At 39.9% G+C, this 26,920-nt stretch carries 20 protein-coding genes; 5 read left to right on the top strand and 15 right to left on the bottom strand.

What is annotated here, in order from left to right:
* Positions 1-16: 16 nt before the first annotated feature.
* Positions 17-868 (bottom strand): pirin family protein, encoded by an 852-nt coding sequence (locus AACV33_RS06555; RefSeq protein WP_017020589.1) that lies wholly within the window; start codon positions 866-868, stop codon positions 17-19.
* Between the two features lie 148 nt (positions 869-1,016).
* Between AACV33_RS06555 and AACV33_RS06550 the strand changes: the two genes are divergently transcribed.
* Positions 1,017-1,919 (top strand): LysR family transcriptional regulator, encoded by a 903-nt coding sequence (locus AACV33_RS06550; RefSeq protein WP_017020590.1) that lies wholly within the window; start codon positions 1,017-1,019, stop codon positions 1,917-1,919.
* A gap of 62 nt (positions 1,920-1,981) precedes the next feature.
* Here AACV33_RS06550 and AACV33_RS06545 read toward each other — a convergent pair whose 3' ends face one another.
* The 3 genes from AACV33_RS06545 to AACV33_RS06535 form a co-directional block, all read right to left on the bottom strand.
* A complete protein-coding gene (locus tag AACV33_RS06545) occupies positions 1,982-3,859 on the bottom strand; it encodes an aspartate:alanine exchanger family transporter (protein WP_017020591.1) in 1,878 nt (625 codons plus the stop codon).
* Positions 3,860-3,955: 96 nt separating this feature from the next.
* Positions 3,956-5,350 carry a glutamate decarboxylase gene (locus AACV33_RS06540; RefSeq protein ID WP_012549936.1) on the bottom strand — a complete coding sequence of 465 codons (1,395 nt, stop codon included), beginning with the start codon at positions 5,348-5,350 and terminating at the stop codon, positions 3,956-3,958.
* A 276-nt stretch (positions 5,351-5,626) separates the two neighbouring features.
* Positions 5,627-6,517: a LysR family transcriptional regulator gene (locus AACV33_RS06535; RefSeq protein ID WP_065610698.1), complete on the bottom strand. Its 891-nt coding sequence runs from the start codon at positions 6,515-6,517 to the stop codon at positions 5,627-5,629.
* Between the two features lie 135 nt (positions 6,518-6,652).
* Between AACV33_RS06535 and AACV33_RS06530 the strand changes: the two genes are divergently transcribed.
* Entirely contained in the window at positions 6,653-7,909 is a 1,257-nt protein-coding gene (locus AACV33_RS06530; RefSeq protein ID WP_065610699.1) for an adenylosuccinate synthetase, read from the top strand.
* 114 nt (positions 7,910-8,023) lie between these two features.
* Here the strand turns inward: AACV33_RS06530 and dcuC are convergent, their stop codons facing one another.
* Both dcuC and pepT read right to left on the bottom strand, forming a co-directional pair.
* A complete protein-coding gene (dcuC, locus tag AACV33_RS06525; protein ID WP_182699982.1) occupies positions 8,024-9,388 on the bottom strand; it encodes a C4-dicarboxylate transporter DcuC in 1,365 nt (454 codons plus the stop codon).
* Between the two features lie 2 nt (positions 9,389-9,390).
* A complete protein-coding gene (pepT, locus tag AACV33_RS06520) occupies positions 9,391-10,620 on the bottom strand; it encodes a peptidase T (RefSeq protein WP_023603058.1) in 1,230 nt (409 codons plus the stop codon).
* A gap of 278 nt (positions 10,621-10,898) precedes the next feature.
* Between pepT and AACV33_RS06515 the strand changes: the two genes are divergently transcribed.
* Positions 10,899-11,711: a GNAT family N-acetyltransferase gene (locus AACV33_RS06515; RefSeq protein WP_182699981.1), complete on the top strand. Its 813-nt coding sequence runs from the start codon at positions 10,899-10,901 to the stop codon at positions 11,709-11,711.
* A 71-nt stretch (positions 11,712-11,782) separates the two neighbouring features.
* On the opposite strand, the gene AACV33_RS06510 is transcribed toward AACV33_RS06515, so the two are convergent.
* Entirely contained in the window at positions 11,783-12,619 is an 837-nt protein-coding gene (locus AACV33_RS06510) for a helix-turn-helix domain-containing protein (RefSeq protein ID WP_017020596.1), read from the bottom strand.
* Between the two features lie 211 nt (positions 12,620-12,830).
* Here AACV33_RS06510 and AACV33_RS06505 point away from each other — a divergent pair, with 211 nt between their 5' ends.
* On the top strand, positions 12,831-13,445 hold the full coding sequence (locus AACV33_RS06505) for a fumarylacetoacetate hydrolase family protein (RefSeq protein ID WP_182699980.1): 615 nt from the start codon (positions 12,831-12,833) through the stop codon (positions 13,443-13,445).
* Positions 13,446-13,447: 2 nt separating this feature from the next.
* Here the strand turns inward: AACV33_RS06505 and AACV33_RS06500 are convergent, their stop codons facing one another.
* From AACV33_RS06500 to AACV33_RS06490, 3 genes are all read right to left on the bottom strand, one after another.
* The gene (locus AACV33_RS06500) at positions 13,448-13,768 is read right to left on the bottom strand and encodes an AzlD domain-containing protein (RefSeq protein WP_017020598.1); all 321 of its coding nucleotides are present in this window, start codon (positions 13,766-13,768) and stop codon (positions 13,448-13,450) included.
* Complete coding sequence (locus AACV33_RS06495) at positions 13,765-14,478, bottom strand: AzlC family ABC transporter permease (protein ID WP_182699979.1); 714 nt, start codon at positions 14,476-14,478, stop codon at positions 13,765-13,767. Before AACV33_RS06495 ends, AACV33_RS06500 begins: the two co-directional genes overlap by 4 nt.
* A gap of 74 nt (positions 14,479-14,552) precedes the next feature.
* Positions 14,553-15,389 (bottom strand): AraC family transcriptional regulator, encoded by an 837-nt coding sequence (locus tag AACV33_RS06490; protein WP_017020600.1) that lies wholly within the window; start codon positions 15,387-15,389, stop codon positions 14,553-14,555.
* A 213-nt stretch (positions 15,390-15,602) separates the two neighbouring features.
* On the opposite strand from AACV33_RS06490, the gene AACV33_RS06485 reads away from it, so the two are divergent.
* Complete coding sequence (locus AACV33_RS06485; protein WP_182699978.1) at positions 15,603-16,238, top strand: LysE family translocator; 636 nt, start codon at positions 15,603-15,605, stop codon at positions 16,236-16,238.
* Between the two features lie 23 nt (positions 16,239-16,261).
* On the opposite strand, the gene AACV33_RS06480 is transcribed toward AACV33_RS06485, so the two are convergent.
* The 5 genes from AACV33_RS06480 to AACV33_RS06460 form a co-directional block, all read right to left on the bottom strand.
* Positions 16,262-17,746 (bottom strand): hypothetical protein, encoded by a 1,485-nt coding sequence (locus tag AACV33_RS06480; RefSeq protein ID WP_182699977.1) that lies wholly within the window; start codon positions 17,744-17,746, stop codon positions 16,262-16,264.
* Between the two features lie 22 nt (positions 17,747-17,768).
* On the bottom strand, positions 17,769-19,328 hold the full coding sequence (locus AACV33_RS06475) for a bifunctional metallophosphatase/5'-nucleotidase (RefSeq protein ID WP_182699976.1): 1,560 nt from the start codon (positions 19,326-19,328) through the stop codon (positions 17,769-17,771).
* Positions 19,329-19,606: 278 nt separating this feature from the next.
* Positions 19,607-22,144, bottom strand: a complete 2,538-nt coding sequence (locus tag AACV33_RS06470; RefSeq protein WP_182699975.1) for a GH92 family glycosyl hydrolase — start codon at positions 22,142-22,144, stop codon at positions 19,607-19,609.
* 57 nt (positions 22,145-22,201) lie between these two features.
* The gene (locus AACV33_RS06465; RefSeq protein WP_182699974.1) at positions 22,202-24,646 is read right to left on the bottom strand and encodes a GH92 family glycosyl hydrolase; all 2,445 of its coding nucleotides are present in this window, start codon (positions 24,644-24,646) and stop codon (positions 22,202-22,204) included.
* Between the two features lie 517 nt (positions 24,647-25,163).
* Positions 25,164-26,867: a phospho-sugar mutase gene (locus AACV33_RS06460; protein WP_182699973.1), complete on the bottom strand. Its 1,704-nt coding sequence runs from the start codon at positions 26,865-26,867 to the stop codon at positions 25,164-25,166.
* Between the last annotated feature and the right edge of the window lie 53 nt (positions 26,868-26,920).

Genomic DNA, 26,920 nt, shown 5'->3' with positions numbered 1-26,920 from the left:
TAAAGACGTCTGTTTGTTAGTTAAAACGACCTTGGCTATAATCATCAAACGCTTGCAATACTTCTTCTCTGGTATTCATTACAAACGGACCACCACGCGCAATCGGTTCGTTCAATGGTCGCCCTGCAATCAATAAGAATCGAGTCTCAGAATCAGACGCCATCACCGAGACTTGCTCTCCTTCATCAAACACACCAAGAGATTTCTTTGTTATCTTCTGGGTACTGTCATTCGCCATGGTCACCGCCCCTTCAATTACGTAGATAAACGCGTTATGTCCAATAGGTAAGGCTTGTTCAAAAGTCATTCCTTCTGGCAATTTCACGTCCATATATGTCGGTGTAATGTGCGTATTCTTTACTGGTCCAGTCGTGCCTTCATTAGTTGTACCGGAAATTACTCGAACCTCTGTCCCGTTCTCTCTTAACTCTACTGGTGTTGATTCTGGTGGGTACTCTTGATATGCCGGCGCCATCATTTTTGAAGCCTTAGGCAAATTCACCCATAATTGAAAACCTTTCAATAACCCTTCTTCTTGCTCTGGCATTTCAGAATGCAATACACCTTTGCCTGCGCTCATCCATTGAACACCTCCGGGCTCAACAACCCCTTCATGCCCTGCATTATCTTTATGACGCATTTTCCCATTTAACAGGTAAGTCACTGTCTCAAAACCGCGGTGCGGATGGGTTGGAAAGCCACCGATATAATCCGATGCGTCATCACTTTCAAAACAATCTAAAAGCAAAAATGGATCTAAAATATTCAACTGTTGCGTACCAATAATTCGCGTTAATTTCACGCCATCACCATCAGAAGTCGCTATCCCTGGAAACACATTTTTTAGCGCTCTATTTTTATTTGTCATATTCTATTTTCCCGCTTAATTCTTTTATCTTTAGGCTTATGCCTATCGCTTGGTGTAAAGAATAGTCGTTGAACAAAAGTAGATAAACAGCAATACTGAGGAAACACTGTTCTCATATAAAGAACAATAGATAAATAAGGGGGCAGTAATGGGTCAGCTAGAAAGTATGCACATTTTTACCAAGGTGGTAGAAGCAGGAGGAATAACAAAAGCAGCGGAGCAGTTAAATTTGGCGAAATCGGCCGTCAGTAAACGGCTGAGTGAATTAGAGCAACAACTTGGTATTAAGCTCATCAATCGAACGACTCGTACTTCTAGTCTTACCGAAGCAGGGCAATCTTATTTCATAAAATGTAAATTAATACTTGAGGAAGTAGACGATCTTAACTGTCATGTGTCAGCCATTCATCAAGAATTAAATGGCACCATAAAACTCGCCGTTCCCCTCACCTTTGGTGTGATGCATTTGGTTCCTGCCTTAGATGATTTTGCAAAAGCACACCCTAAATTGAAACTGGATATTGATTTCTCTGATCGCAAAGTTGATTTGGTTGAAGAAGGTATCGATTTAGCGATTCGTATTGGTAATCTCACAAGCTCAACACTGCAAGCTAAAGCCATTGCCCCTATTCATCACGTGTTATGTGCAAGTCCTGCTTATTTAGCTGAACATGGCAATCCATCCACTCCTAATGCGCTTAAATCACATCAGCTATTAAGATACCGTCAACAGCCTTTATCTGGTGTTGAATTACGTGATAATAAAAACCAAGCGATTACGGTTCCAATGGAAACACATTGTATTGCGAATAATGGAGACTTCTTGAAAGCGATGGCGGTCTCTGGGCATGGGATTATTTTTATGCCGACCTTTATTGTTTGGGAGGAGCTTGCGAAGGGAACGTTGCTGCCTATCATGAGCGATTATCACTTCAACTCAGTACACGCTTATGCTCTTTATCCCAAAACCCGATATCTTCCTCAAAAAGTACGTAAATTGATCGACTTTTTAAGTGATTATTTTGGGAGTGAGCCTTATTGGGATAAGTAAATTGATGCGAAAGAAAGTTGCAATATTCGTATCGTAGAACCGAATATTGCAACTGTGTTATTTTAGTATAAGACCATGGTTAGGTAACCTAAGACCAGTACTATCATAGACGTTAACGCATAAGGCACCGGATAGCCTACCGCAGGCATATCACTTTGACATTCATCCTGAGCACCTTTCATTGCAGGTGTACTATTACGAGCACCAGCACATGCACCAGCAAGAATCGCAGGGTTCATTTTGCGGAAATATAAACCATAAATCCAAGCCAACAATGGTGGAAGTAACGCTGCCAATAAACCTAAGCCTGCAATCTTAATCACTACAATACCTTGGAATGACGCCAATATTTTAGGGCCTACTGCTGCTGCTAATACTGCAACAAACAAGCTCAAACCAATATCTTGTAAGAAGCTACGCGCGCCCTCACTCATTGGTCCACCAAACGCGGGATTGCGAGTTCTCAAGAACGAAAAGATGATCCCTGTAAGCATACAGCCCGCAGAGGTTCCTAACGCAAATGGAATGCCACTAAAGGTCACACTTAAGTGTCCGCACACATAACCAATCAATAAAGAAAGCGCTAGATAGAATGTTTCTGTCAACGTGCTCTCAACAATCGGATTACTGTTCAGTTTTTTAGCAGCTTGTTTAACACACCAATCAGAACCAGCGACACGAATAACATCACCGACTTCAACCACGGTTTGAGGTAGCATAGGAAGTTGGTGCCCTTGTCTAAACACCGCTTTCATATAGATACCAAAACCAACTTCTTTACTCATTTCTTCGATAGTTTTGCCTGTGTAAGCTGACTTACCTAAATGAATATCGGCAACTTCGATATCAACATTACGCGCTCTAGGCTCATCAACTTCAACACCGACAGTGGATTCTCCGCCTTCGATTAATACATGGTAGTCACCTCGGATACCGATGACATCTCCAAGCTGAAGTTGTGGGTTATTTACCGCATCAAACACCTCATCACCACGAACGACTTTAAGGATCGCAGCATGGGGATAACGATGAAATAACGCTTCTACATTCTGTCCAACTAATTCTTGGTGATCAACTCTGTACGCTCGAATATCTAGAGGAAGAACACCTAAGTTTGAGAAACCATTCGTGCTTGGTAATGCTTCTGTATCACCACCCGCACCAAAATCGGCTTCAGCATCTTTACCCGCTTTCACCGGATCAATACCAAACATCGCAGGTAAGTATTTAATAAGTAGAATAATGAAGACACTAGAAAGAATATAACTAATGGCATAACCCGCGGCTATGTTGGCACTAATTTGGTCAAGCGTCATTCCTGCAGGTGCTTTAACTGCCCCTGAATTAATGGCAGATTGAGCTACGCCCATCACGGCAGTTACAGTGTAACTCCCCGAAATAATCCCTGCCGCATAACCCGGTGCTAAATCCAGTAATTTAGAACCAAAGAAAACAATTAGGAAATTACTGAACACGACGATAAGACCAATAACAACAAAGTCTATTCCTCCTCGTGCCAATCCAGAGAAAAACTGTGGTCCTACTTTCATACCAATGGCGTACATGAACATCATTAAGAAGATATCAGACACCAAACCCGGCGCATCAATATGTAAACCATAAACAGAGAAAGCAGTTAACGCGATACCAACACCAACAACTAGAGTACCCGCCGTTGAACCTAAGTTGATGCCTTTAATCGTTACTTTTCCTAAAGGATAGCCAATGGCAATGCTTAAGAAAAGAAACACAAAAGGATTGTGGGCGATATAAGTGAACAGAAAACCAAATAATCCAGAGGCTTCATGTTGCGCTAACGCTTCAACCGATTCCGCAGCCATAAGACGACTAGAGAAGAGAAAAAGTGACAGAGTAAGTAATAAAGTCCGGCGTTGAGACTTCATCCAGTGAAAGACGTTACTCAATTGATCAATATTCATAATTATTTCCCATATAGAATAAAGATGAAGCAGGCTTCTACTGATATTGATAGAAGCGCATTAAAAAAATGGGCCGTAAAAACGGCCCAAAAAATATTAACCGTGATTAAAGCCTGAAGATTCAACTTCATCACTACCATGGGAGATTGGGTGCTTATCGAAAAACTCGATGCAATGTTTCAGATCGGCAACCAGTAGATCAGCTTGATCTCGGCTAAAGCCATGACGAACTAAAATACGCATAATCACCAAGTCTTCACGTTTTGGTGGCATTGCATAAGCGGCAATTTGCCAACCGCGAGAACGAATTCGATCTGAAAGATCAAACAAGTTAAACCCAGGATTAACACCTTCTTTAAGCGACCAACTCATTGCAGGGATACCACCTTTGCCATCATAAATAATGTCAAACATGCCCATTTTTTCGATTTCAGCAGAAAGATACACCGCCGTGTCGTAACACGCTTGGTGGATCTTACGGTACCCTTCTTTACCTAGACGTAAGAAATTATAGTATTGCGCTACAATTTGGCCGCCAGGGCGAGAGAAGTTCAACGCGAAAGTAGGCATGTTGCCACCTAAGTAGTTCACGTTAAAAATAAGATCTTCGTGCAATGCAGACGCATCACGCCAAATAACCCAACCCACACCTAATGGACTCAAACCAAATTTATGGCCTGACGCATTGATTGATTTCACACGAGGTAAACGGAAATCCCACTCTAACTCAGGATCACAGAATGGGGCTAAGAAACCGCCACTCGCCGCATCAATGTGCATTGGAATATCTAAACCAGTTTCTTCTTGTAGTTTATCTAACGCTTCATGCACTGCTTTTACTGGTTCATACTGACAAGTAAATGTCACACCCAACGTTGGAACTACACCGATGGTATTTTCATCACAACGTTTAATCACTTCTTCAGGCGTCATAATTAGACGATCGCCTTCCATTGGGATCTCACGTAATTCAATATCCCAATAACGAGCAAATTTATGCCAGCACACTTGAACAGGACCACAGATCATATTTGGTTTGTCTGTTGGTTTGCCAAGTTTTTTCATTTTTTCACGCCAAGCCCATTTTAGCGCCATTCCGCCGAGCATTGCGGCTTCACTTGACCCCGTAGTAGAACAACCTAACGTATTTTCTGCATCTGGAGAGTTCCATAAATCAGCCAACATATGCACACAACGCGCTTCAAGCTCTGCGGTTTGAGGATATTCATCCTTATCGATCATGTTTTTATCGATGCATTCGTCCATTAGTTTGTGGACTTCATCTTCAACCCAAGTTTGGCAAAAGGTCGCTAAATTCTGTCGAGAATTCCCATCCATCATTAGCTCATCATGAACAACTTGATAAGCATGACGAGGATCATGTTCGTGCTCAGGCATTTTGTATTTTGGCATAGATAGGGAAAGGTCAGTTGATGAATAAACATCATCAAGAAGATCGTCTCTGACTGTATCTTTAGAATGAAGAGGCATACGTTTTAGCTCCATTGAATTAAACAAACAATAAAATATAAACTGTCGAATTGATTGGATTCGGCCTTAATGAGTAAATAATTAATAACAGTGTCAATTACTTACTCATTAATCTTTAGTTACACTTTTATTCCCTTTAATTGATGATGTCAATATACTTTGCTACCCATTTTTTAAAACATAGGTGCTTTTAAAATCAATTTTCAGTAGCACGAACATTACGTGAAGCCCCTAAAAACAAGACACCTGCCACATAAACTGGAGAGTGAAAACCGTCTATTTTTGAGAGCGAATAATTTCTTCATCCACCCATTTAAGTAACTGTTTAATTGCTTTAGATAAAATCTGATTCTGCCTAACAATGTAACCTAAGCTGGTTGTTGGGAATTTCGATAATGGCGTTACTGTCGTTTTAAGGTTTCGCTTTGGGTGAATAGAAAATTCAGGAACAATTGCAACACCAAACCCTGCCTCAGCCCAATCAATCTGAGCATCGACACTGCCCACCTCCATGATTCGGTACTTAGGTAAATTCAAGGATGGCAACGCCAAATCAAGTAAATCTCGTGTTCGTGTATCATGACCTAATAATATGAGCGTAGGTTCACTGTCTAAAACAATAGTAGGATCAAAATTCGCTTGTTGCCACTTTTCAAGATTATTCCCCAATGCGCACCACTTTATTTTCTGAAGTTCAGTAAAATGAAGCGGTTGACTCTCTTTTTGAGCAATAACAAAACCCAAATCGGCTTCTGCACTTTTCACTAATTCTGATGCTTGTGATGACGTTGTATTAAGTAGTGAAAAATCGATCCCTGGAAATTCTTGTTTAAATAGTTGAAAAGGTCCGATCAATAATAAACGAGAAATAATATCGCTCGCTGCAATCGTCAACGTTCCCCGGCTTAAATCATTAATGGCGTTGAGATCCGCTTGGCACACTTGCAGCTCCATTAATGTATTTTGACTGGTTTCTAATAATCGAACGCCCGCTTCAGTTAAATGAAATGGGTTTCTTTCAATCAACTTCACTCGAGTTGTACTTTCTAACTGCTTGATATGTAAACTAACGTTAGGTTGCGTCATGTGTAGAGCCGTGGCTGTTTTACCAAAGTGTTTTAACTCTGCCAATGTTACAAATGTTTTAAGCCAATGAAGATCAAGCATTCCCATACCCTCTTTTTGAATAGATTTCACGCAATATGTTATATGGATTTCTTATCAAGTCGATAATTATAATTAATTTCTCATATTGCATTATTGGGATTAGCATAGCGTCTTAATCATTTAGGAGTTTGTGTTATGCCGTCTATTGTTGTTGTTGGTGCTAATTGGGGCGATGAAGGTAAAGGCCGTATCGTTGATTTTCTTGCTGCTGACGCGTCTGCAAGCATTCGTTTTCAAGGTGGTAATAACGCCGGTCATACCGTGGTAAATGACTTCGGTACCTTTAAACTACACCAACTTCCAAGCGGTATTTTTAACCCAGATTGTACAGCGATTCTTGGCCCTGGCATGGTAATTAGCCCTGCGGCATTAAGTGAAGAAATCGCAGAAGTAAAAGCGGCTGGTATTACGGTAAAAATGCACATTTCTGACCGTGCTACGCTTTGTCTTCCTCTTCATGCTCTTGAAGATACATTAGAAGAATTACGTTTAGGCGATGGCGCTTACGGTTCGACTCGTCAAGGTATTGCTCCTGCGTACGGTGACCGTGTAATGAAAAAAGGCATCCTTGTTGGTTGGTTAACACAACCTGAAGTATTGCTTGAGCGTATTCAATTCATGCTTGATTGGAAAATGCCACAACTGAAAGCACTATATCCAACATGTGATTTCAGCCAAACCGCTGAAGAAATGACAGAATGGCTTTTAGAAGTAACTGCACCTTGGCGTAAATTCATCTGTAACGTGACTGAGCCTCTAAAAGTAATGCAAAAGAACGATGCAAACTTATTGTTTGAAGCACAGTTAGGCGCGGGTCGTGACTTAGTTTACGGTGAATACCCATGGACTACCTCTTCAAACGTAACCGCAGCTTATGCTGGTATCGGCAGCGGTTTACCTGCTTTGCGTCCTGAACGAATTATTGCCGTTGCTAAATCATTCAGTTCATCAGTGGGTACGGGTACTTTAGTAACCGCAATGGAAGAGCAAGATAACTTCCGTGAAGCGGCTAACGAATATGGTGCTGTAACAGGTCGTCCACGTGATATGGGTTATTTTGATGCAGTAGCAACACGCAACGGTGTTGAACTACAAGCAGCCACTGAAATCGCATTAACAAAAATCGATTGCTTAAGTGGCATGGCGGATCTTAAAATCTGTACGTCTTACGCTGGCGAACACACTGAGAACCCAATCTGGCCTCAAACCGCTGCATTAAGCCCTGTATATGAAAACATGGAAGCATGGCAAGAAGACATCACTGGCTGTCGTACTTTTGAAAGCCTACCAAAAGCAGCTCAAGCGTATGTATTACGTATTGAAGAGTTAATGGGCGTACCAGTAAGTATGGTGTCAGTAGGTCCTGAACGTGAGCAAATGATCCTTCGTTAATCGAGTCATATAAAACACGTACATTTGCAAACAAAGAATTAGAAAGCCGCACTCCCCTATTTTGTGAGAATTTTAGGGAGTGTGGCTTTTTTTTATCAAAAATATAAACGTAACTTAACTATAAAATGCATATACGATAATAAAATGAAATACAAAACCGACAAGCACAGGTACAGAAGTTCGTTTAGCAACATCAAAGGGACTCAACTTCGCCCCTGTTGCTGACGCAATAACAACCGCCGACACTGGAGACATCGCACGACCAATTGCCGAAGCTTGTTGCATTGGCATTAACATCGCTGCGGTATTCGCTCCCATGCTTGCTGCGATAGTTGGAATTAATTCAACAAACGCTAAGAATGGTGCATTTCCTGACCCCATAATCACTGCTGCCATTAAGGTAACGACAGCAAAAACTAACGTCATAGCAACACTTGGTAAACCAACCGATTCAGCAAGCATGATTAAGTTAGAAATAGCACCAGTCGCTTGAATACCATACGCAAAAACACCAGCTGCCACTAATAAAATAACGACACTACTAAACGCACTTCCCATTCCTTTTGAAAAGACACCAAAGCCATCAAACACAATCTTTAAGCTTCTTTTCGTAACGCATTCACACAGCATGGCGACAAACATGGAAACAAAGACGATTGTTGTCACATCCATATTGATGGTTGAAACCACTAATTTAGAAAAAACAACAGCCATAATAATAGGAAGTAAAGGTAGCATTACATAGTAACTCGGCGCAGCCCCCCCTTTTTTTGATTCAGTCAGTGCGGCGGCTTCAAATTGCTCTGGGTGTTTTTTATCTACATGGGTTTGCCAGATAACATGCATAATCCCGATCACTACCATTGTTGCAATCGATGTTGGTGCTTGGTAATGAGAAACGTAACTCATTAAATCCATTCCTAATGCTTCACTGGCACGAATAGCATCAACACCCGTTGGGGTAAAGCTTACCGCCAATGAGCTAGCAATAACCGCTGCAGCACTACCACGAGAAAGACCTAAGCCTAACATTACAGGATACAGGGTACCCATTAATAACACGCCTAATCCAGTTGCTGATGGAATTGCGAGTTGAAGAATACTCGCCATACAATAAGCAAAGAACAACATGATATTTTTATTTTTAATGCGACTTAATGGTTTTGTGGCTAAGCGAACGACGACATCATTAGCACCAATATGACTCATATAATCAGCAAATCCGACTAACGCCATTATCATCAAGCCTAATGCTCCCGCACGATATCCCATCAAAAATTGGATATACTTAAACGGGTCAAATCCTGAAAAATTAGTCGATGCCACAGAAGCTGGTAGCATCGGTCCCCAACCAAATACCCCAGTAGCAAAAATTAAAACAGTCCCTGACATTAATAAGGTAGGCTCTGCTTTGTAGCCTTTTAGAATCATTCTGGCGGCAATAACGACAACAATAAGAACCAATATTAACTGAGCCATATTTATATACCTTCATGCTCAGTTAAATTGATAATAATTGTCTTAACCACGTTACTTGCAGCCACTAGTGATGGTACAGGCAAATACTCAAATATTGAGTGGAAGTTATGGGCGCCAGTAAAAATGTTAGGACATGGCAAACCTTTTTCTGAAAGCACTGCCCCATCGTAACCACCACGCATAGGGATCACTTTTGGTTCTATGCCATTTTCTTTATAAGCCGCCATTGCTAAATCAACAGGCAATGTAGAGTCTTTTAAAAAATTATGCACGTTGCTATAACGATCACTCATTTCAAGAACGGCTCGATTGTTATTCGCTTCATTAAACATACTTACTTGTTCGGCAATAAAGGCTTTTCGATATGCATAACCTTCTTCCGTAAAATCTCGAATATCCATATTAAGAATGGTTTTCGCTGAATTTCCTGCAAGTTTTTTCATCCAATAATAACCTTCACGCCCCTCGGTGTGTTCTGGCGTTTCTTTTGCAGGGAATTGGGTCATGAAAGAATTGGCTAACAACAAAGAATTGATCAAATTACCTTTTGAGTTCATCGGATGTGCAGATTGTCCTGTGAATGTAACCACTGCATTACCTGCGTTCCAGTTTTCACAAACAAATTCACCAATTCCACAACAGTCTAGTGTGTAAGCAAAATCAGCACCAAACTCATTCACATCAAATGCATTTGCTCCCAGAAGCCCTTGCTCTTCATCAGGAACAAAACCCACCTTTACCGTTCCATGCTCAACTTCTGGATTTTCGTGGAAAAACTGCAATGCATTTAAAATGGCAGCAATCGCCGCTTTATCATCAGCACCAAGTAATGATTGTCCATCACTCACTATGATTTCTTGCCCAACATAATTTGCAAGTTCTGGCTGCTCTTTTAGAGAAAGAATTGGACCAGTAGATAATGGAATATCTCCCCCTTCATAACGAACCACCTCTGCATGCGTATCTTCAATTCGCTCTGAACTGGTATCAAGGTGTCCAAAGAAGGCAACAGCTGGTAATTGTTTTTTGGAGTTAGACGGTAAAGTAGCGGTAAGAATAGCGGTATCTCGAAGAACAATATCAACACAACCTAGATCTTCTAATTGCTTTTTAACCAAACACGCTAATTCATATTGGCCTGTGCTTGAAGGCATGATACCAGCAGCACCATTCGCTTGATTTGTGGTTGTATTGATCTTTGTGTAACCTAAAAAACGTTCTATTACATTCATTTTTTCAATCCAAAATTACTTATAAAACAAAGATATTACGATTTTTTAAATTTTTTTAAGTGACTATTATCTCAATAACCATAATTTAAAAATGGTTATTTAATTTTCAAAAATAACCGTATTAAGAACCTTATTTCTGTCGTCTCAAATTGTCGCTTTTATTCAATCTTCTTTTTTCATTTATATCTACTATTACTCCTAAGAAATAATTCAAAATAATAAACAGATAAATGATGGCCTGATGCGTCATTTAGTCTTTCTCTATACAGGTAGAAACAATGATTAATATAATAAAAATTGAAGAACTGAATGAACTTAGTACTCTAAAAACAGAATATATAAATCAAGCAACAGCACCATTAGATGGCATGTGGCTCTGTGGTTTTGTTCCAATGGCAACTCATTTTGGTTTTTATCACAATGAAGAATTGATAGGCTTTTGTTGCGTCAACAGTGATGGTTACTTATTGCAGTTTTATGTAAATCAACGTCATTATGTACACGCGGCTGACATTTTCACTTCTGTTATTAGCAAAATAGAATCGCCAGTAGGTAAAGTGAATGGGGCTTTTGCAAGTACGGCTGAATCTCACTATTTTTCACTATGTCTTGATGAACAACAAGAAATGCAAGTGAATGGATTCATGTATCAACAAGTGAAAGCACTCACTACTCCTCAAGAGTCATCCCTTACCATGGCAGTGGCAACCCTAGATCAGCTCTCTGAGTTTGTTGAATTTGCAAAAGAAAACATCGGCGCACCCGAAAAATGGGTATCTGGCTATTATGCAAATTTAATCAGTCGCCAAGAACTCTTTGGCCATTGGAATGGATCTCAACTTATCGCAGCAGGCGAATGTCGCTTATTTAATGAACATCAAACAGATTATGCGGACCTCGGGATGGTTGTTGCCACATCAAAACGAGGAAAAGGACTGGGTGCGCAAGTATTAAGGTACTTAGTTGCATTAACAAACAGCCAAGGATTAACGGCCATGTGCTCAACTGAAAAATCGAATATCGCCTCACAAAAAGCCATTACTCATGCAGGTTTTTCCTCATCACACCGTATTGTTCAGTTTGATTTTTAATCTTAGCGTTAATCACTAATCATCAAAAAAGCTAACCAATCAACTCTAATGGTTAGCTTTTTTATTTCTATTTATAACGACTCAATACCACCATAAATATCAATGGTCAAATCTCTGTTCTTTGCGTATTCCTTCGGCGTTACGCCCAAAGTGCTTTTTAAATAACGGATCAAGTGAGGTTGATCGCTAAAGCCAAATTCATGCGCAACCGTCGTCCAATTGATCTCGTGTTCTTCACGCTGATATAAGTAGGTAAGCATCGCTTCTAACCGGTTCATTGATTGACATTGCTTTAACGTAAAACCCGTCACGCGTAAAAAACTTCGTTCTAATGTTCTTTGCGAACAATGAAGTAATTCTCCTAACTTAGCAATCGGGGTTGTTGCTAATAATGGGATAGCCTTTCTTGTTAATACGTAGTGCTTATCTTCTTTTACCGCAGTAAATAAAGACTGAAAAAGGTCATCTAGCTGAAGGCTTAATTGTTCTGAATCGCTCTTTGCCTGCTGCAATAAGAGCACTTGCTCTCCCTCTTTTACGCACAGAAAATCACTAATATTTGTATCTACAATCTCATTAACAACAGGTTGTTTTGGCTCAATACCTAATAAATACAATGCCCCAACCTGAAATTTTATCCCAATAATAGAAAACCCTTTCGTGTGATCCATTTGTAAGGTCTTACTGTAAGGGAACAGCCAATGACTACCCTGCCCTTTTTTTAAGTCGGACTCAATATCATAATTATATCCTTGCGTAGAGGCTGCAATAATTAAATGTCCCGCTGGCTCAGGGTTCAATTTTGGAAATGGGTTACTGTTTGAATCATCCGTTCTTTCTAGAAACCAATAACAATCAATGTATTTAGCTACATCTGGGTTTTTAGGTGTCTGAATCCAATTAATCATTCAATGGCCCATAAATAGTAAGAGAGTCTCTATTCTAGCATTCACTTTTACTTATCTCATTAACAGCACAATAGATCGCAACAGAACGCTATATCATGTCGTCAATAGTTGAGCTAGAGATCTAATTTTGGACAAAAACTCAACAGAATTAAATGTAAGCATAACAAGATCAGGTAAACTCTGCCTCTTCACTTCTACCAAGGATAGGAAAATGAACACGATTCGTATTGGAGAAAAACGAATTACACCAAGTAAATTGTTGTGCGTTGGCCGAAATTATCATGCTCATATCAATGAACTAAACAATGCGGTTCCTGAGCAAATGGTCGTGTTCAATAAACCCAATTCTTGCATTAGCTCTACGCTGTCTTCTTTTCACCAAGAAACCTTACATTATGAAGCTGAAATCTGTTTTTTAATCGAAAATGCACAACTGTCTGCAGTGGCTATTGGGCTTGATCTGACTAAGCGTGAGTTACAATCTTATCTAAAAAAGAAAGGATTACCGTGGGAAAGAGCAAAAGCGTTCAATGGCTCGGCCCTATTTAGTCGCTTTATTCCCTTAGACACGATTGATATTAATACACTTCAAATTGAACTGTTTATAAATAGCATGCGCGTACAATGCGGCAACGTAAGCCAAATGATTTATTCTCCAGAAACCATCCTTGCAGATCTACAAAGTTATACTCAATTATATGATGGAGATGTGATCATGAGTGGAACCCCACAAGGCGTAGGCGAAATCCACTGCGGTGATATTTTTCTTAGTCGCTTAAAATCAGGCGATAAAACCCTAATAGAAGCAGAATGGGTCGCAAGATAGCCTTACCCTATAAATACCCATAAATTCAGCACTAAAAACACCACCATGCTCACAATGGTCGTCAATAATACATTCTTAGTTTTCCATGCGATTACTGCCGCAATTAATGCGCCCCATAAGTACGGGTTAGAACCAGATAGAGACAACTCATTGTTTGGCATAAACACAATTGGAGCCCAAATAGCGGTTAACACCGCCGGACTAGAATAACTTAATAACCGTTGCGTTTGAGCATTAAGTCGCAGTGGGAGTTTAGGTTCTAAAAATAAATAGCGGCTTAAAAACACCAATGTCGTCATGGCTAAAATCGATAAAAATATCATGATTTACCCCCTCTTAGCGTTTCCGTTAAATACCCTAAACACATGCCACCAATGCTTGCTATCATCAAACTCCCTTCCACTGAGAAATAATTTAATACGACAGAAAGTAGCAACGCACTCAACACCGAGACCAATACTGGTATGTTTTTTATGGTAGGTACGACAATCGCGATAAAGGTAGCGGCAACAGCAAACTCTAACCCCAATTCATTTAATAAGAGAAGATAACTGCCTGCAATAATTCCAGCCAACGTAGCAACATTCCAAAAGAAATAGAAACTGAACCCTGCCCCTAATGCATACCACCGATTAAACTGTTTTTTTGATTGATGCCCGCATACCGCAAATAATTCGTCCGTCAGCAGAAAGCCCAACGGCAAACGCCAACGAAGTGGCAAAGGACTGATCTTATCTCTCATCGACACGCTGTAGAGAAAGTGGCGTGACGTAATAAAAAACGTGGTCAATAACATCGTGGTTAGCCCTGCTCCTGCTTTGATCATCCCCATGGCAACGAGCTGTGCTGATCCTGCGAATAATATAGCCGAAAGCGCTTGGCCTTCAAAAGGCGTTAATCCAACATCTATTGCAAATGATCCTGCTAATAAGCCCCACGGTAATACTGCAATACTAAGAGGGAGCATAGCGAATGTGCCTTGCCAAAAAAGACGAGAATTAGAACAAGGCTGTGCAGCGGTATTTATATCCATAAACTACTCTTTATTAAATTAAATCAGCCTATAATTAGAGCTGTATTCCTTTACCTAAGATTGTACAAACTTGCTTAAAACAGTTTGAGGTATTGCCCTGGAGTTATCCCCATCGCTTTTTTAAAATGACGGTGTAAATGGCTTTGATCATAAAATCCCGTTTCTTGTGCAGTATCAGACAAGGAATGCCCTTGCTTAAGAAGTTTGCGTGCCATTCGTAAACGAGACTGAATTTGATAGCCGTGTGGAGGAAGACCAAATGCCTTTTGAAACGATCTAACTAGATGATAAGCACTCAGATTACTAAGCTGTGATAAATCTTCAAGAGAGACATCCGCTTGAGGGAAGTCGTCTAAAAATTCTTTAATTAAATACAATGGCTTTTGAGCTTTTGAAATCGTTACATCGGTATAACGCGCTTTACTGTGCTTACACATGAGTTTAACCAAAACACCATAGACTAAGGTTTCTCTTAATAAACGGTTATCCGATTGATCCAACATCGTAAACACCAGCCTCAACTGGTTCGCTAGCTCTGGATCATAAACCACAGGCTCTGGAAAATATGGAGATCCAACTTGTCCATAGCTCAATTCTCTGCTTAAACTTTCTAATTGCTCAGGCAAAGGATACATCGCCTTATAACCCCACCCTCCATCAGTAGCAGAATGACCGCTATGTATATCATCCGCATTAATTAAGATAATACTGTCTTGCGGTGCGGTATGATTACCACCAGTCCGATAGAAGTGTTGAGCACCACGTTCAATAACACCAATCGTATATCCTTCATGGCTGTGACGTGAGAAAGTCTGCTTTTCATAATCAGCATTTAATATTTCAAGCCCACCAAGTTCTTCTGTTATTTGGTAGTGTGCTATTTCCTTTTTTACTTTCTCATCATTCATCATAAACACATTTATCCCTATTTATTGGAGTATATAGCAAGGCCTCCCATTTCTTTTGTACAAAATTGCGCATTATCGAACATTCAATTTTATTAACAATAAAAACTATGTTTTTTAATATATCGCGCTTATATTATTCAGCGACTTTTTAATCGTGGATCTTGCCTTCCTACTACTATAAAATTCGCCTCTTAATTTATAATTCAAAATATAATAATGATTGATATATCTATTCTTCCAGTTTATTTGACTGCAGTAATTGCCCTTTTATTACTGCCGGGCCCAGACATGTTATTAATTGCAAGCTCAATCATGAGCTATGGCCGTAAGGTTGGCTTATTTGCTAGCTTGGGGAATGCTACATCTGGCATCATCTTAACGCTGCTTGCCGCTTTAGGCGTTTCAGCCTTAATTGCAATGAGCCCGCTCGCATTGAAAGCCCTGCATCTATTAGGTGGCATATATTTATTAAAAATGGGTTGGGATTGCATTCGGGCTGAGGCTGATGAAGCACCAGAACTTGCTGATAGTTCAAAAATGGCGACCACTTTTTACCAACGAGCTTTAGTCAGTAATTTACTGAACCCTAAAGCATTGGTTTTCTTTGTGATGTTTTTACCACAGTTTGTTTCAACGAATATTGCCGCAACATCTGGTGAGCAAATGCTAGCACTTGGCTTATTACTGAATGTACTTGGCCTGCTATTCAATTTACTTTTGGTTGCTTTAGTCGGTAGCCTTGGTAAATCATTAATTAACAACATAAAGTTTAGAACGTATCAACACAAATTCATGGGAGGAATATTTATTATTCTCGCCTTATGGATGTTGAGCACGTTCTTCATCGCGTAATAATGAAAAAAGCCAGTAACTGATTACTGGCTTTTTTCATTTCGACTCTCTATTGCTGAGTTATTTAAAAAAGTAACCAACTCCTCTATCGATTCCATATTCAAGGATAAATTGGTATTCAAACGGTTCCCTACCTCTATAAAGTTATATAAGAATCGATACACTTTTACCCACTGCATTAAATAACGATGACTTATTTTTCTTGTACTCTCATTTGAGATCCATGAATGAAAACCATCCCAAAATAATTGATTCCAATCAGGGTGTGTTGGAAATAAAGCAATCAAACCATCCACCTTATCTTCTTTCTTTTTTGTTAATGATCCCACCGCAATTGACCACGTCTTATCATTGTATTGATGATTAAAACAATGCCATGTTTCGCCCCACCAACTTAGTGGCTTACCTAAAACAACATCATGAATTTTTTCTGGTAGCTGAATGGGATCTGGCCATTCATAAATATGGGAATAGTACAAGTTAGACTGCCCTTTTTTTACCTCAGAACTCAGCGTCGTAATTGCTGCACCTCGAATAAAACTTTCATGCTCTAAAACACAGGTAATAGAGGTAGTAAAAGGGATGATTTGTCGTAAGGTTTGCATATGTGCATGCGCAGAATACACAGGTCTAACCAAGGTTCCCTCACTCGATTGAGCATAAATTGCGTCACAATAACCAAGTTGGTCAAACTGGCTTCTTGCTAAAATCGTACTGTAAGTCATTTCAGCCGTCAGCAACACGTTGTCATTTTTAACAACTGACAACTCTTTTTTTTCTATTTTGTAACGACACTCTTCTCGTTTTTCTATTTCTCCCGTGTCATTATTAATCAGTAGATTGTCATTAAATAATAGATGATAGCCGTTGCTTGCAATGATTGAATTTAAGCACCAAAGCCGGGTGTGTTTTTGAGGAACTTTTTTACGTAGAAACCCTGAACGACATTCAAGATGATGACTGTTCGTTTGTAAGATTATTGAAGTGTTTTTTTTCAACCACATTATTTCTAGTAACTGACTCACTTGATGTAATACATCGACTAATTCATCGATTTGTTGATAGAAAGTCTTCGGGTTACTTTGTATTTCTTGTCGTAATAAATGTGGAGAAATCCCATTGATTATTCCACGCCATAAAGGCTGTAAACGACGAGAAACCTTATCAGAATTTATTAACGAATCCACTGAACCGCATTGTTTACATTGAACCTTTTGAGTCCCTATTTTCGTTTTTCCATACTTACGCCAATTAAACGATGGCTGATAATCACATCGGCAAAAAAGTATCGATTGGGTTTTAGTTTTATCTTTTGTTATTTGATCTGCTAATTCCAGAATAGGAAAATTCAACAGTACCGGCGGATAAGCACCACAAAGTGGACAATGATAAGCTTCATAGCCTAATCGATTAGAACGATGGTAACGTGATAAATCTGATTCACCACAATTAGCGCACCCATAAGATTTACAACCATTATATTCTTGACGAAAAATTGATGTCATCATTATCCACTAAGTATGAGTATTATTAACGAGTAAGGCTTACATCAATTTGACGGCCAAGTTTAGGTACTTTAATGCTTTTTTTCGCTTTAATACCATCAATTAAGACTTGAGTTACTGACTCTCCCTCTGACACTAGCGTACCTTTTTCAAAAACAGTATAGCCATCACCACCACTGGCAGCAAAAGAATACGTTGCAACGCTGTATTGTCGAGTGTCATTCACTTTTTGGTTGTTAATTTTTAACGTTAACAAACGCTCCCCCGCAGATTTTGTACTATCATACGTTGCATTAATACCGGAGAATTGAGCTAAACCATAAGGTAATGAATAACTGTATTCAACCAATTCTTTCACTTGTTTTCCACTCAGCGATACCACCGATAATTTGTCAGTGAACGGGAATAAGTCCATTACATTTTCTTTTGTAATATCACCTTTGTTAAGATCAACGCGAATACTGCCTGAACTTATCATTCCTATATCGGCATTACCCGCTGAACGCATAATATCAGACACTAAATTACCCACATTTGCTTCACGATAATAACGACGATAAGCCGTTTCATCAATGGTTGCTATTTTTTCAGCAAGATCAGGGAATTGTTGACGTGCCGTTTCAATCAGAGCACTTGTTTTTGCATCACGCTTTAGTTTTTCTGACTCAACAGGTATAAGTTTTCCGTCGATAAATTTAACGTCATGTTTCTCGGTATCTACAGTAAATTGAGTATAACCAAGGTATTTACCTTGACCAAAAGTAAGACTGATCACCGTACCTGTTTTTGGATGAACAACGGGGTTCCATAATCCATGATCTGAATGCCCACCAAAAATAACATCCACATTGTTTAATTTACCTGCCATCTCGAAATCTTCATCAAAACCACGCTGTACTTCTGCATCCGCTTCTTTATCGGTTTGCATTGGGGCCGTTTTATTTTGATGCGTTAATACCACCACCATATCAACATCATCATGAATTTTATCTACCCAATATTGCGTTGTTTTTATTGGGTCATTAATGGTTAACCCTTTTCGATTTCCCTTCCACATCGTATTGTAAAAAGCATCAATCCCCATCACACCAATCACGCCAATTCGCACACCATCACGTTCAATAATTGTGTAAGGTTCTGCAAATGGGCTTTCCCCTTCTTCAAACATAATATTCGCATTAAGTACTGGGAAATTCGCTCGTGGCATGGTTTCTTTTAGTGATTGCCAACCATATTCAAACTCATGATTGCCGAGTGTAATTGCGTCGTACCCCATTGAGCTATAAAGATCAAAAGACAATTTCCCCTTTGTTTTTTTAGATAATGAGCCTGTATAAATATCCCCTGCATCAAATAAAAAGCTTAGTTCTTCTTCTGCTCTAACGTTTTTAATTAACGTTGCCATGTATGGGATCCCACCAATTTTCTTGATGTCATCATTCCAAAAGGCATCAACTGGTTCATAAACACTTTCAATATCATTCGTGCTCAGTAGTGTGACGGTTTTTATCTCTGCAAGTGCAGAAAAGGAATTACCTAATAGCAGTAGCCCAATAGGAAATAAAAGAGGTTTTATCTGTTTCATTATAGAGTCCCGTTAATTAACTGTTTCCGCATTATTGAGTACCAATAACCTGACTCGATAATATGAAAGCGATAACATAACCGATTTGAAGTGACTCACAGAACCGTTCTAAAACACAGACAGGAATTTACATAATTACCTTTTGAGTTGGTAAATTTTTAAGCTGATAATAAAAAAACGGTAAGCTTATACCTACCGCTTTAGATCTAATAACTCATATATCTTGAAGCGAACGCCTCGACAACTTCATCACCGCCCAGAAACCTAGGAGTGACTGTTTATGACTTCACTTGAGGTTTCATTGCTTCATTTTTATCCCCTGTCATGACAAAACTTAAATCACCACCCGCTTTAAATTCTTTATGCTCAAAGAATAAACCGCTTTCAAGTTGCTTTCCGTTAATCGTGACCGATTTGATATACATATTTTCATCCGCGTTATTCGCGGCTCTTACCGTAAAGAACCCATTTTTAACAGGAAGACGAATCTCATCAAATAATGGACGTCCAACAGTGTAGATAGGTGCCGCGCCATTCACTTGGTAAAAACCCATTGCAGACATCACGTACCAAGCTGACATTGAGCCGACGTCTTCATTACCAACAATACCTTCAGGTGTCGCGTGATACATTTCATCAAGAATGTAATCAACGACTTCTTGTGTTTTCCAGGGCTCTGAAGTCCAATTATATAAGTAAGGAATATGGTGTGACGGCTCATTACCAAAAGCAACTTGACCAATTAACCCCGACATATCGGCCGTTTCTTGGCCTGAAGGTTTCGCTAAAAACGTGGCATCTAAGTTTGTTAGAAACGCTTTGTCCCCGCCCATTATCTCTTTTAATCCATCAATATCGTGAGGGGCAAACCACGTCCACTGCCATGCATTACCTTCGGTATAATTCCCCGTTTCATGCGCTGTGCCATACGGGTCAAAAGGGGTCATAAAATCACCCGTTGCCATTACTGGGCGCATAAATCCTGTCACACCTTCTGAAGCGTATTTGTCTGGATTGTTATCAAAATATCGTTTAAATAATGCGGCGCGATCTAAATAAAGAGCGGCATTTTCCTCATCCCCCACCATCTCTGCAATCTGCGAAATACACCAATCATAGTAAGCATTCTCTAACCCATAAGATACGGATTCGATTGTGTAATCGGGGTCCACCGCATTACCTTCTGCATCTCTTTGAATAGCAGGAGCAAAGCCAAACGCGGGGTCTTCAATGTATTTAACGTGTGTGGTTAATGTTTTATCAAGAACTTGTTTATCCCACTCCGAAAACTCTTCAGGCTTATACGTTGACGAAGCGATAGCCGCATTCAGAGCTTGAACCCTCTCTTCTTGCGAGAATTCTTCTGGGTACTTAGTCATGGCATCAGCAATAACAGCAACCGCAGGATAACCTACCATTGTTCCAGTTTCGTCACCCATATGCTCCCATTTAGGTAGCAAGCCACTTTCCATTTGCTTTTGAACTAAGTTCTTCGCGTATTGAACCGCTCGGGTCGGCTCTGTAATCGTTTTTAAAGGATGCAGCGCACGGAAGGTATCCCATAAAGAATAGACCGTAAAATTAGGCTTTTCGTCAGTGGCGGTTCCATAAGTAATTCGGTATTCCCCCTCCCCATTACGCATAGAACCAACCCCCATTCCTCGGAAGCTATTATCTACGTCTTGATATACGATTGGGGCAATTTTAGTGTGGTACAATGCCGTATAGAAAATCTCTTTTTCTTCTTCGGTTCCGCCTTTAATAAAGAAGTTTAACGCTTTGCTCCATTTTTTAACCGCATTACCTCGGGCAAGATCAAATGGCGTTAACTTACCTTCCGTATAAGCCTCTGCATCGTGATTCCCTTTCGCACCTTCAGCACTCACGCCAGAAATAGCCACTTGTGCGTTCAATTCTTGACTGTCACCAGATTCAAATTCTATATAGGCAGTTACATCGGCTTTTGTTCGCTTAATTGCAACACCTTCATCGTTGTAAATCAGCTCAGAACGGTGCTCCGCAATCAAACCATTTACTTTAACGCCACCAGCTAATAGATAAACGTCTTTAATTTTCTTATCGAAAGTGGCATGGAAAAATACTTTTTGATTCTTCGCCCAACCAGAAAAGTTCGCCGAATCTTTTTCGCCCGTAATCGTGTAGCCGTCGTTACTTATCTGCAATTGATTACGAAGAGAGGTTGAACCCCAATCAGAATTTAAGATAGAGTTTAAATCTATCTTAAGCTTCATGGCTTCGCCTTTAGGGTAAGTATAACGGTGAAAGCCAACTCGTTCAGACGCGGTAAGTTCTGCTTTAATTCCATTGTCGGCGATTTCTACAGAATAATAACCCGCTTCAGCGACCTCTGTTGTTTTATCTAACTTAACAAATTTTGCCTTACGATAATCATCGGATTCATCAATGTACTTTTGATTCTCCTCTGTGAATGGAAGGAATTGAATATCACCAAGCCCTCCCATTCCCGCACCGCTAATATGAGTGTGAGAAAAGCCGAATAATGTATCTTTATCATAATGGTATCCTGACGCAGAATGCCATCCGACTAATTCAGTATCTGGAGATAATTGCACCATGCCTTCTGGTACAACAGCACCGGCAAAAGTATGACCATTAAAGCCTGTGCCTATAAATGGATTAATGTAAGCGACGTTCCCTTCAAGCGCTGGAAATGGCAATGTGATTGGGTTATCAGAATCATTGGCTTCAGAATAAACATTATTCACGGTTTCGTCACCGCATCCAATAAGACCGAAAACCACAGCGAATGTTAAGAAAGAGAGTTTAAATTTCATGTAAATCCTTATACTTAAAAAAGTCACTGGCGCTGCATAAACAGCACCAGTGTAGGGTTATTTTAGATTCGCTTTCATTGCTTCTTTTTTATCGCCAGTCATCACAAAATGCAAATTACCACCGGCTTTTATATCACTGTGTGCGAATGAAAAATCAGTCAGTGGTTGGCCGTTGATCGTGACCGATTTAACAAATTTATTATGCGGACTGTTGTTATCCGCGGTAACCGTGAACTCCCCTCCTTTGACTGCCAATACTGCTTTATCAAATAGTGGGCGTCCAATGCTGTAAGTTGGATCAACAGGAGTCACTTGATAGAACCCCATCGCTGACATGATGTACCACGAGGACATTTGGCCAACATCTTCATTACCAACAATTCCGGTTGGCGTTGCTGAATACATTTCACTCATGATACGGTCTAAGTACTCTTGTGTTTTCCAAGGCTCATCAGTCATGTTGTATAGATAAGGAATATGGTGTGATGGCTCGTTACCATGCATATATTGACCAACATACCCTGTTAGATCTGGCAGTTCTTCGCCCGTATTTGCAGAGCTTGCATTAAAAAGTTCATCAAGATCTTCACGGAACGCCTTCTCCGGTGAGGTCTCTTTCCCTTTTGTAATATCGGCTTGATAGATGGCTTCTTTTAGCCCTTCAAAGTCATGCATCGGCTGGAACTTCCATTGCCATGCGTTACCTTCAGTAAAGGCGAACTCGTCTACATAATAGGGATCAAATGGTTCGAATATGCACTTTTCAACCCCATTATCCAGTCCACAATTAGCAATTGGATGGTTAAACTCTGAGGCGGGTTTTTCTGGACGAGTACTTTCTGGATGGTTTTTTGGACGTAAAAATCCAGTTTCCTCATCCCAATGGTTTTTCCAGTTATCAGCACGAGCAATAAACTCGTCTTGAAGTGCAACATCACCACTCATACGAGCAATTTCAGACATTGCCCAGTCACCATAAGCAAACTCTAATGTGTAAGAAGCCGAGTTCCAATAACCATGATGTACAAACCCATTTTCTTCATACACTTTTACTTGCACTACGTTCGCGGCACCTAAGTTCTGATCTTCTGTCCAGCCTGCGTTAACGAACTGTGCTTTCTCTTGGTAACGAGCCGTAAATTCAGCGGCTTCTTTTGCTTTTTCAGGATCAACATTAAGGCCTTTCGCCATCGCATCAGCAATAATAGAAATCGCAGGGAAACCAATCATCGTGCCCGTATAGTGACCATGCAATTCCCACTTAGGAAGAATGCCACCATCTTCATATTTACGAATTAAATCATTCGCGTATTCTTCTGCTCGCTGTGGATTAATGATGGTCTGCAATGGGTGGAATGCACGGAACGTATCCCACATAGAGTAAATAGAATAATTTGGCGTTTCCCCTGCGTCTTTAATTTCCTGAGTACGCATTGCGCGATATTTACCATCAGCATCTTGGAAAATCATTGGTGCAATTGATGCGTGGTAAAGCGAGGTATAAAAAATCTCACGTTGTTCTTCGGTGCCGCCTTCAACTTTTATTTTGCTTAATTCTTGGTTCCAAGCATTTAAAGACGTATTACGAACTTTAGCAAAATCCCAATGAGGAATTTCAGTGTCTAAATTACCTTGCGCACCCTCAACACTAACCGGTGAAATAGCCACTTTCATTTCAACGGGTTTATTTGATTTCGCAAACTCTAAATAAGCAATGGTATGAATCGCTTCGATACTTACGTCACTTTTAAGCGCGATTTCAATTTCAACATCATCAACCAGAGCGGTTGCTTTAATGATTGGCTGACTAAATTTTGCATAAAAATAAATATGCTGATTATTAGCCCAACCATCAGAACTTCGTTTACCGTGGATCGTGTATTCATCCACAATTTCAATATCGCCAATGGTCGTTCTATTTCCCCACGATTTATTTAAGGTATGATCAAGATCCAACTTAATAAAAGGGGTGTTTCCATCTTTAAAAGTATAACGATGATAACCAACACGAGGTGATGTTGTTAACTCTGCTTTTATTTCACCATTATTAAGTTCAACAGAATAATAACCCGCTTGAGCCACTTCATTTTTCTTATTAAATGTATTAAACGTTGCACTCGATTTATCTATAAACGGAAGTACAAGAACATCACCTAAATCCGTAATACCCGTACCCGATAAATGCGTATGAGAAAAACCATACACTGGAATATCTATTAATTTACCATGGTCAAAATAACCCGCAGCTGACCCCCAACCATCCATTTCAGTATCAGGTGATAATTGAACCATACCTGAAGGATATACTGCACCAGGGAAAGTGTGACCATCCGCGCCAGTGCCAATAAAAGGATTTACATATTTAGCAACACCAGAAACCGGTGGAATCGTGACAGAAGGTACATGGGGATCAGCATTAGTAATGTGATTCACAGTTTCATCACCACAACCGGTGAGACCAAAAGCGATAGCAAATGCGAGAAAAGATCGTTTAAACTTCATATGAGTCCTTCATTACTTATAGTGAAATGACACTGACACGCTACTGTGTCGTTGTATTCTCTAGATATTTAGCAAATAGGAACGAATATGAAATACGCCTTTCTCTTAAAAAATGACCTTATTTCTACGACATTACCTGACATGCTTAATTATCACGTTGGTATTTATCTCAACAATAAAGAGCACTAAAAAACGCCGCTCGATACTATTAAAACATGTTAATTAAATTCAACATGGATTTAATTAACACAGAGATATTAAGTATTAAACAACCATATAGTAAGTTGATATTTAGACCATTTACTGGATTTTTGAAGCATCAAAATCAATTTGTGATACGTTGCCAAACATTCAAGTGACAAGTCAAAAAATAAGATATATAAATCACACAAATAATATAACGGGCGTAATTATGCTTATATTAGGGGAATAAAATCCGTTATTTATCACATAAAAAATGGCCTCAAATATAATTTGAGGCCATTAATGATTTAAGAAATAGATACAGTAGATGTATTTATAGACTTTTTTGATGCTCTGCAATTAAATGAGACATGGCTGCATTCGCTTTTTCTTGAACGGCAAGATAATCATCCCCTTCTGAAAAAGCTTGTACGACTTCATAGTAACATTTCAGTTTAGGTTCAGTGCCTGATGGACGGACAATGATACGAGCCCCATTATCTAGATGATAAATAACAACATCACTAGCTGGTAAGTCAATAACGTCTGTTGTTCCATCAGCCATGACCCTTAATGACGCGTTAAGATCGTCAGTAACCACCACAGTAAAACCGGCAATTTCTTTCGGTGGATTAGCTCGAAGCTTGTCACCAATAGACGGCGAGTTTGGCGCCAATGCAATACTGCGTTGGGCATTAACATATACACCGTGCTGGCGGTAAATCGCTTCTAACTGATCCCAAACAGTTTTACCCTGAGTCGATAACTCGGCCGCCAATTGAGCAAAGGCAACCAGAGCAGACAAACCATCTTTATCCCATACTTTACTGCCTACGGTGTAGCCAAGAGCTTCTTCATAAGCAAATAAAAATTGCTTTTCTTCACTCTGTTTTTGCATGGCTACATTCGTCAACCATTTAAAACCAGTTAGGGTTTGAAAGTATTCCGCCCCCATCGATTCGGCAATTTTTTTCAACAATGTCGAAGACACTATCGTATTGCCTACAAGTTGTTTACTCGCGTCAGTGTGATTCAATAAATAATGACCAAACAAAATACCAACTTGATCACCCGTTAGCATTTGATAAGTACCATCGGCTTTTCTGGCCGCTAATGCAAAGCGGTCGGCATCAGGATCATTGGCACAAGCCAACTCTGCATTTACAGACTGCGCTAGTGCAATCACCATATCCATCGCCCCCTTTTCTTCTGGATTGGGGAAGTTTACCGTTGGGAATATTCCGTCTGGTTCTCTTTGCTCTGGTACGCTGTACACATGGTTAAATCCAGCATCACGCAACAAGGTTTCTGCCATATCAGCACCCACACCATGCATCGCTGTATAAGCGATTGAAATCGCAGATGGGTTTGTATGATTAGATAACAGTGGATTGTTATTCATGGTATGACGATAACTTTGGTAGTAATCATCTTCTAGCCAGATCAGTAGCCCTTGTTCTTTCGCGTCATCTAATGACAAATATGGAATGGGTTTTACAGAAACCGTATCAATGTCACTTGCGATACCAGAGTCATGCGGGGGAATAATTTGTGCGCCATTTTCCCAATACACTTTAAACCCATTATATTCTGGTGGATTATGACTCGCCGTAACCACCACGGCACCTGCGGCATTAAAATGCTTAATCCCGTACGCGACAATTGGCGTTGCAGCGACTTTACTGGTTAAATAAACGCGGACACCTAATGCTGTTAATACACTGGCAGTATCATAAGCAAATTGTTGTGAATCTGTACGTCCATCATAACCAATCACAACACCACGTTGTTTCGCGTCAGTAATGTGTTCAATTAAATAGTGGCCAAGACCCGCTGCCGTTTCTTGTATCACTAAGCGGTTCATTCTATTTGGCCCAGCACCTACCATGCCTCTCAGCCCTGCAGTACCAAACTGTAGACGAGATTGAAAACGATCAGTCAGTTCTTCTGTGTTGTTTTGATCAACTAGCTGTTGAAGTTCTTCACGAGTTTTAGGATCTGGATCTCTGGATAACCAGTCAGTAATTTTCTGCATCATAATAGGAACCCTATATTTAATTGTTCAGTGAGGATAAATGATATCTATTATCA

The sequence above is a fragment of the Aliivibrio sp. SR45-2 genome (assembly GCF_963890165.1).
Taxonomy (GTDB): Bacteria; Pseudomonadota; Gammaproteobacteria; order Enterobacterales; family Vibrionaceae; genus Aliivibrio; species Aliivibrio salmonicida.
This window is presented reverse-complemented; position numbering and strand designations above follow the sequence as displayed.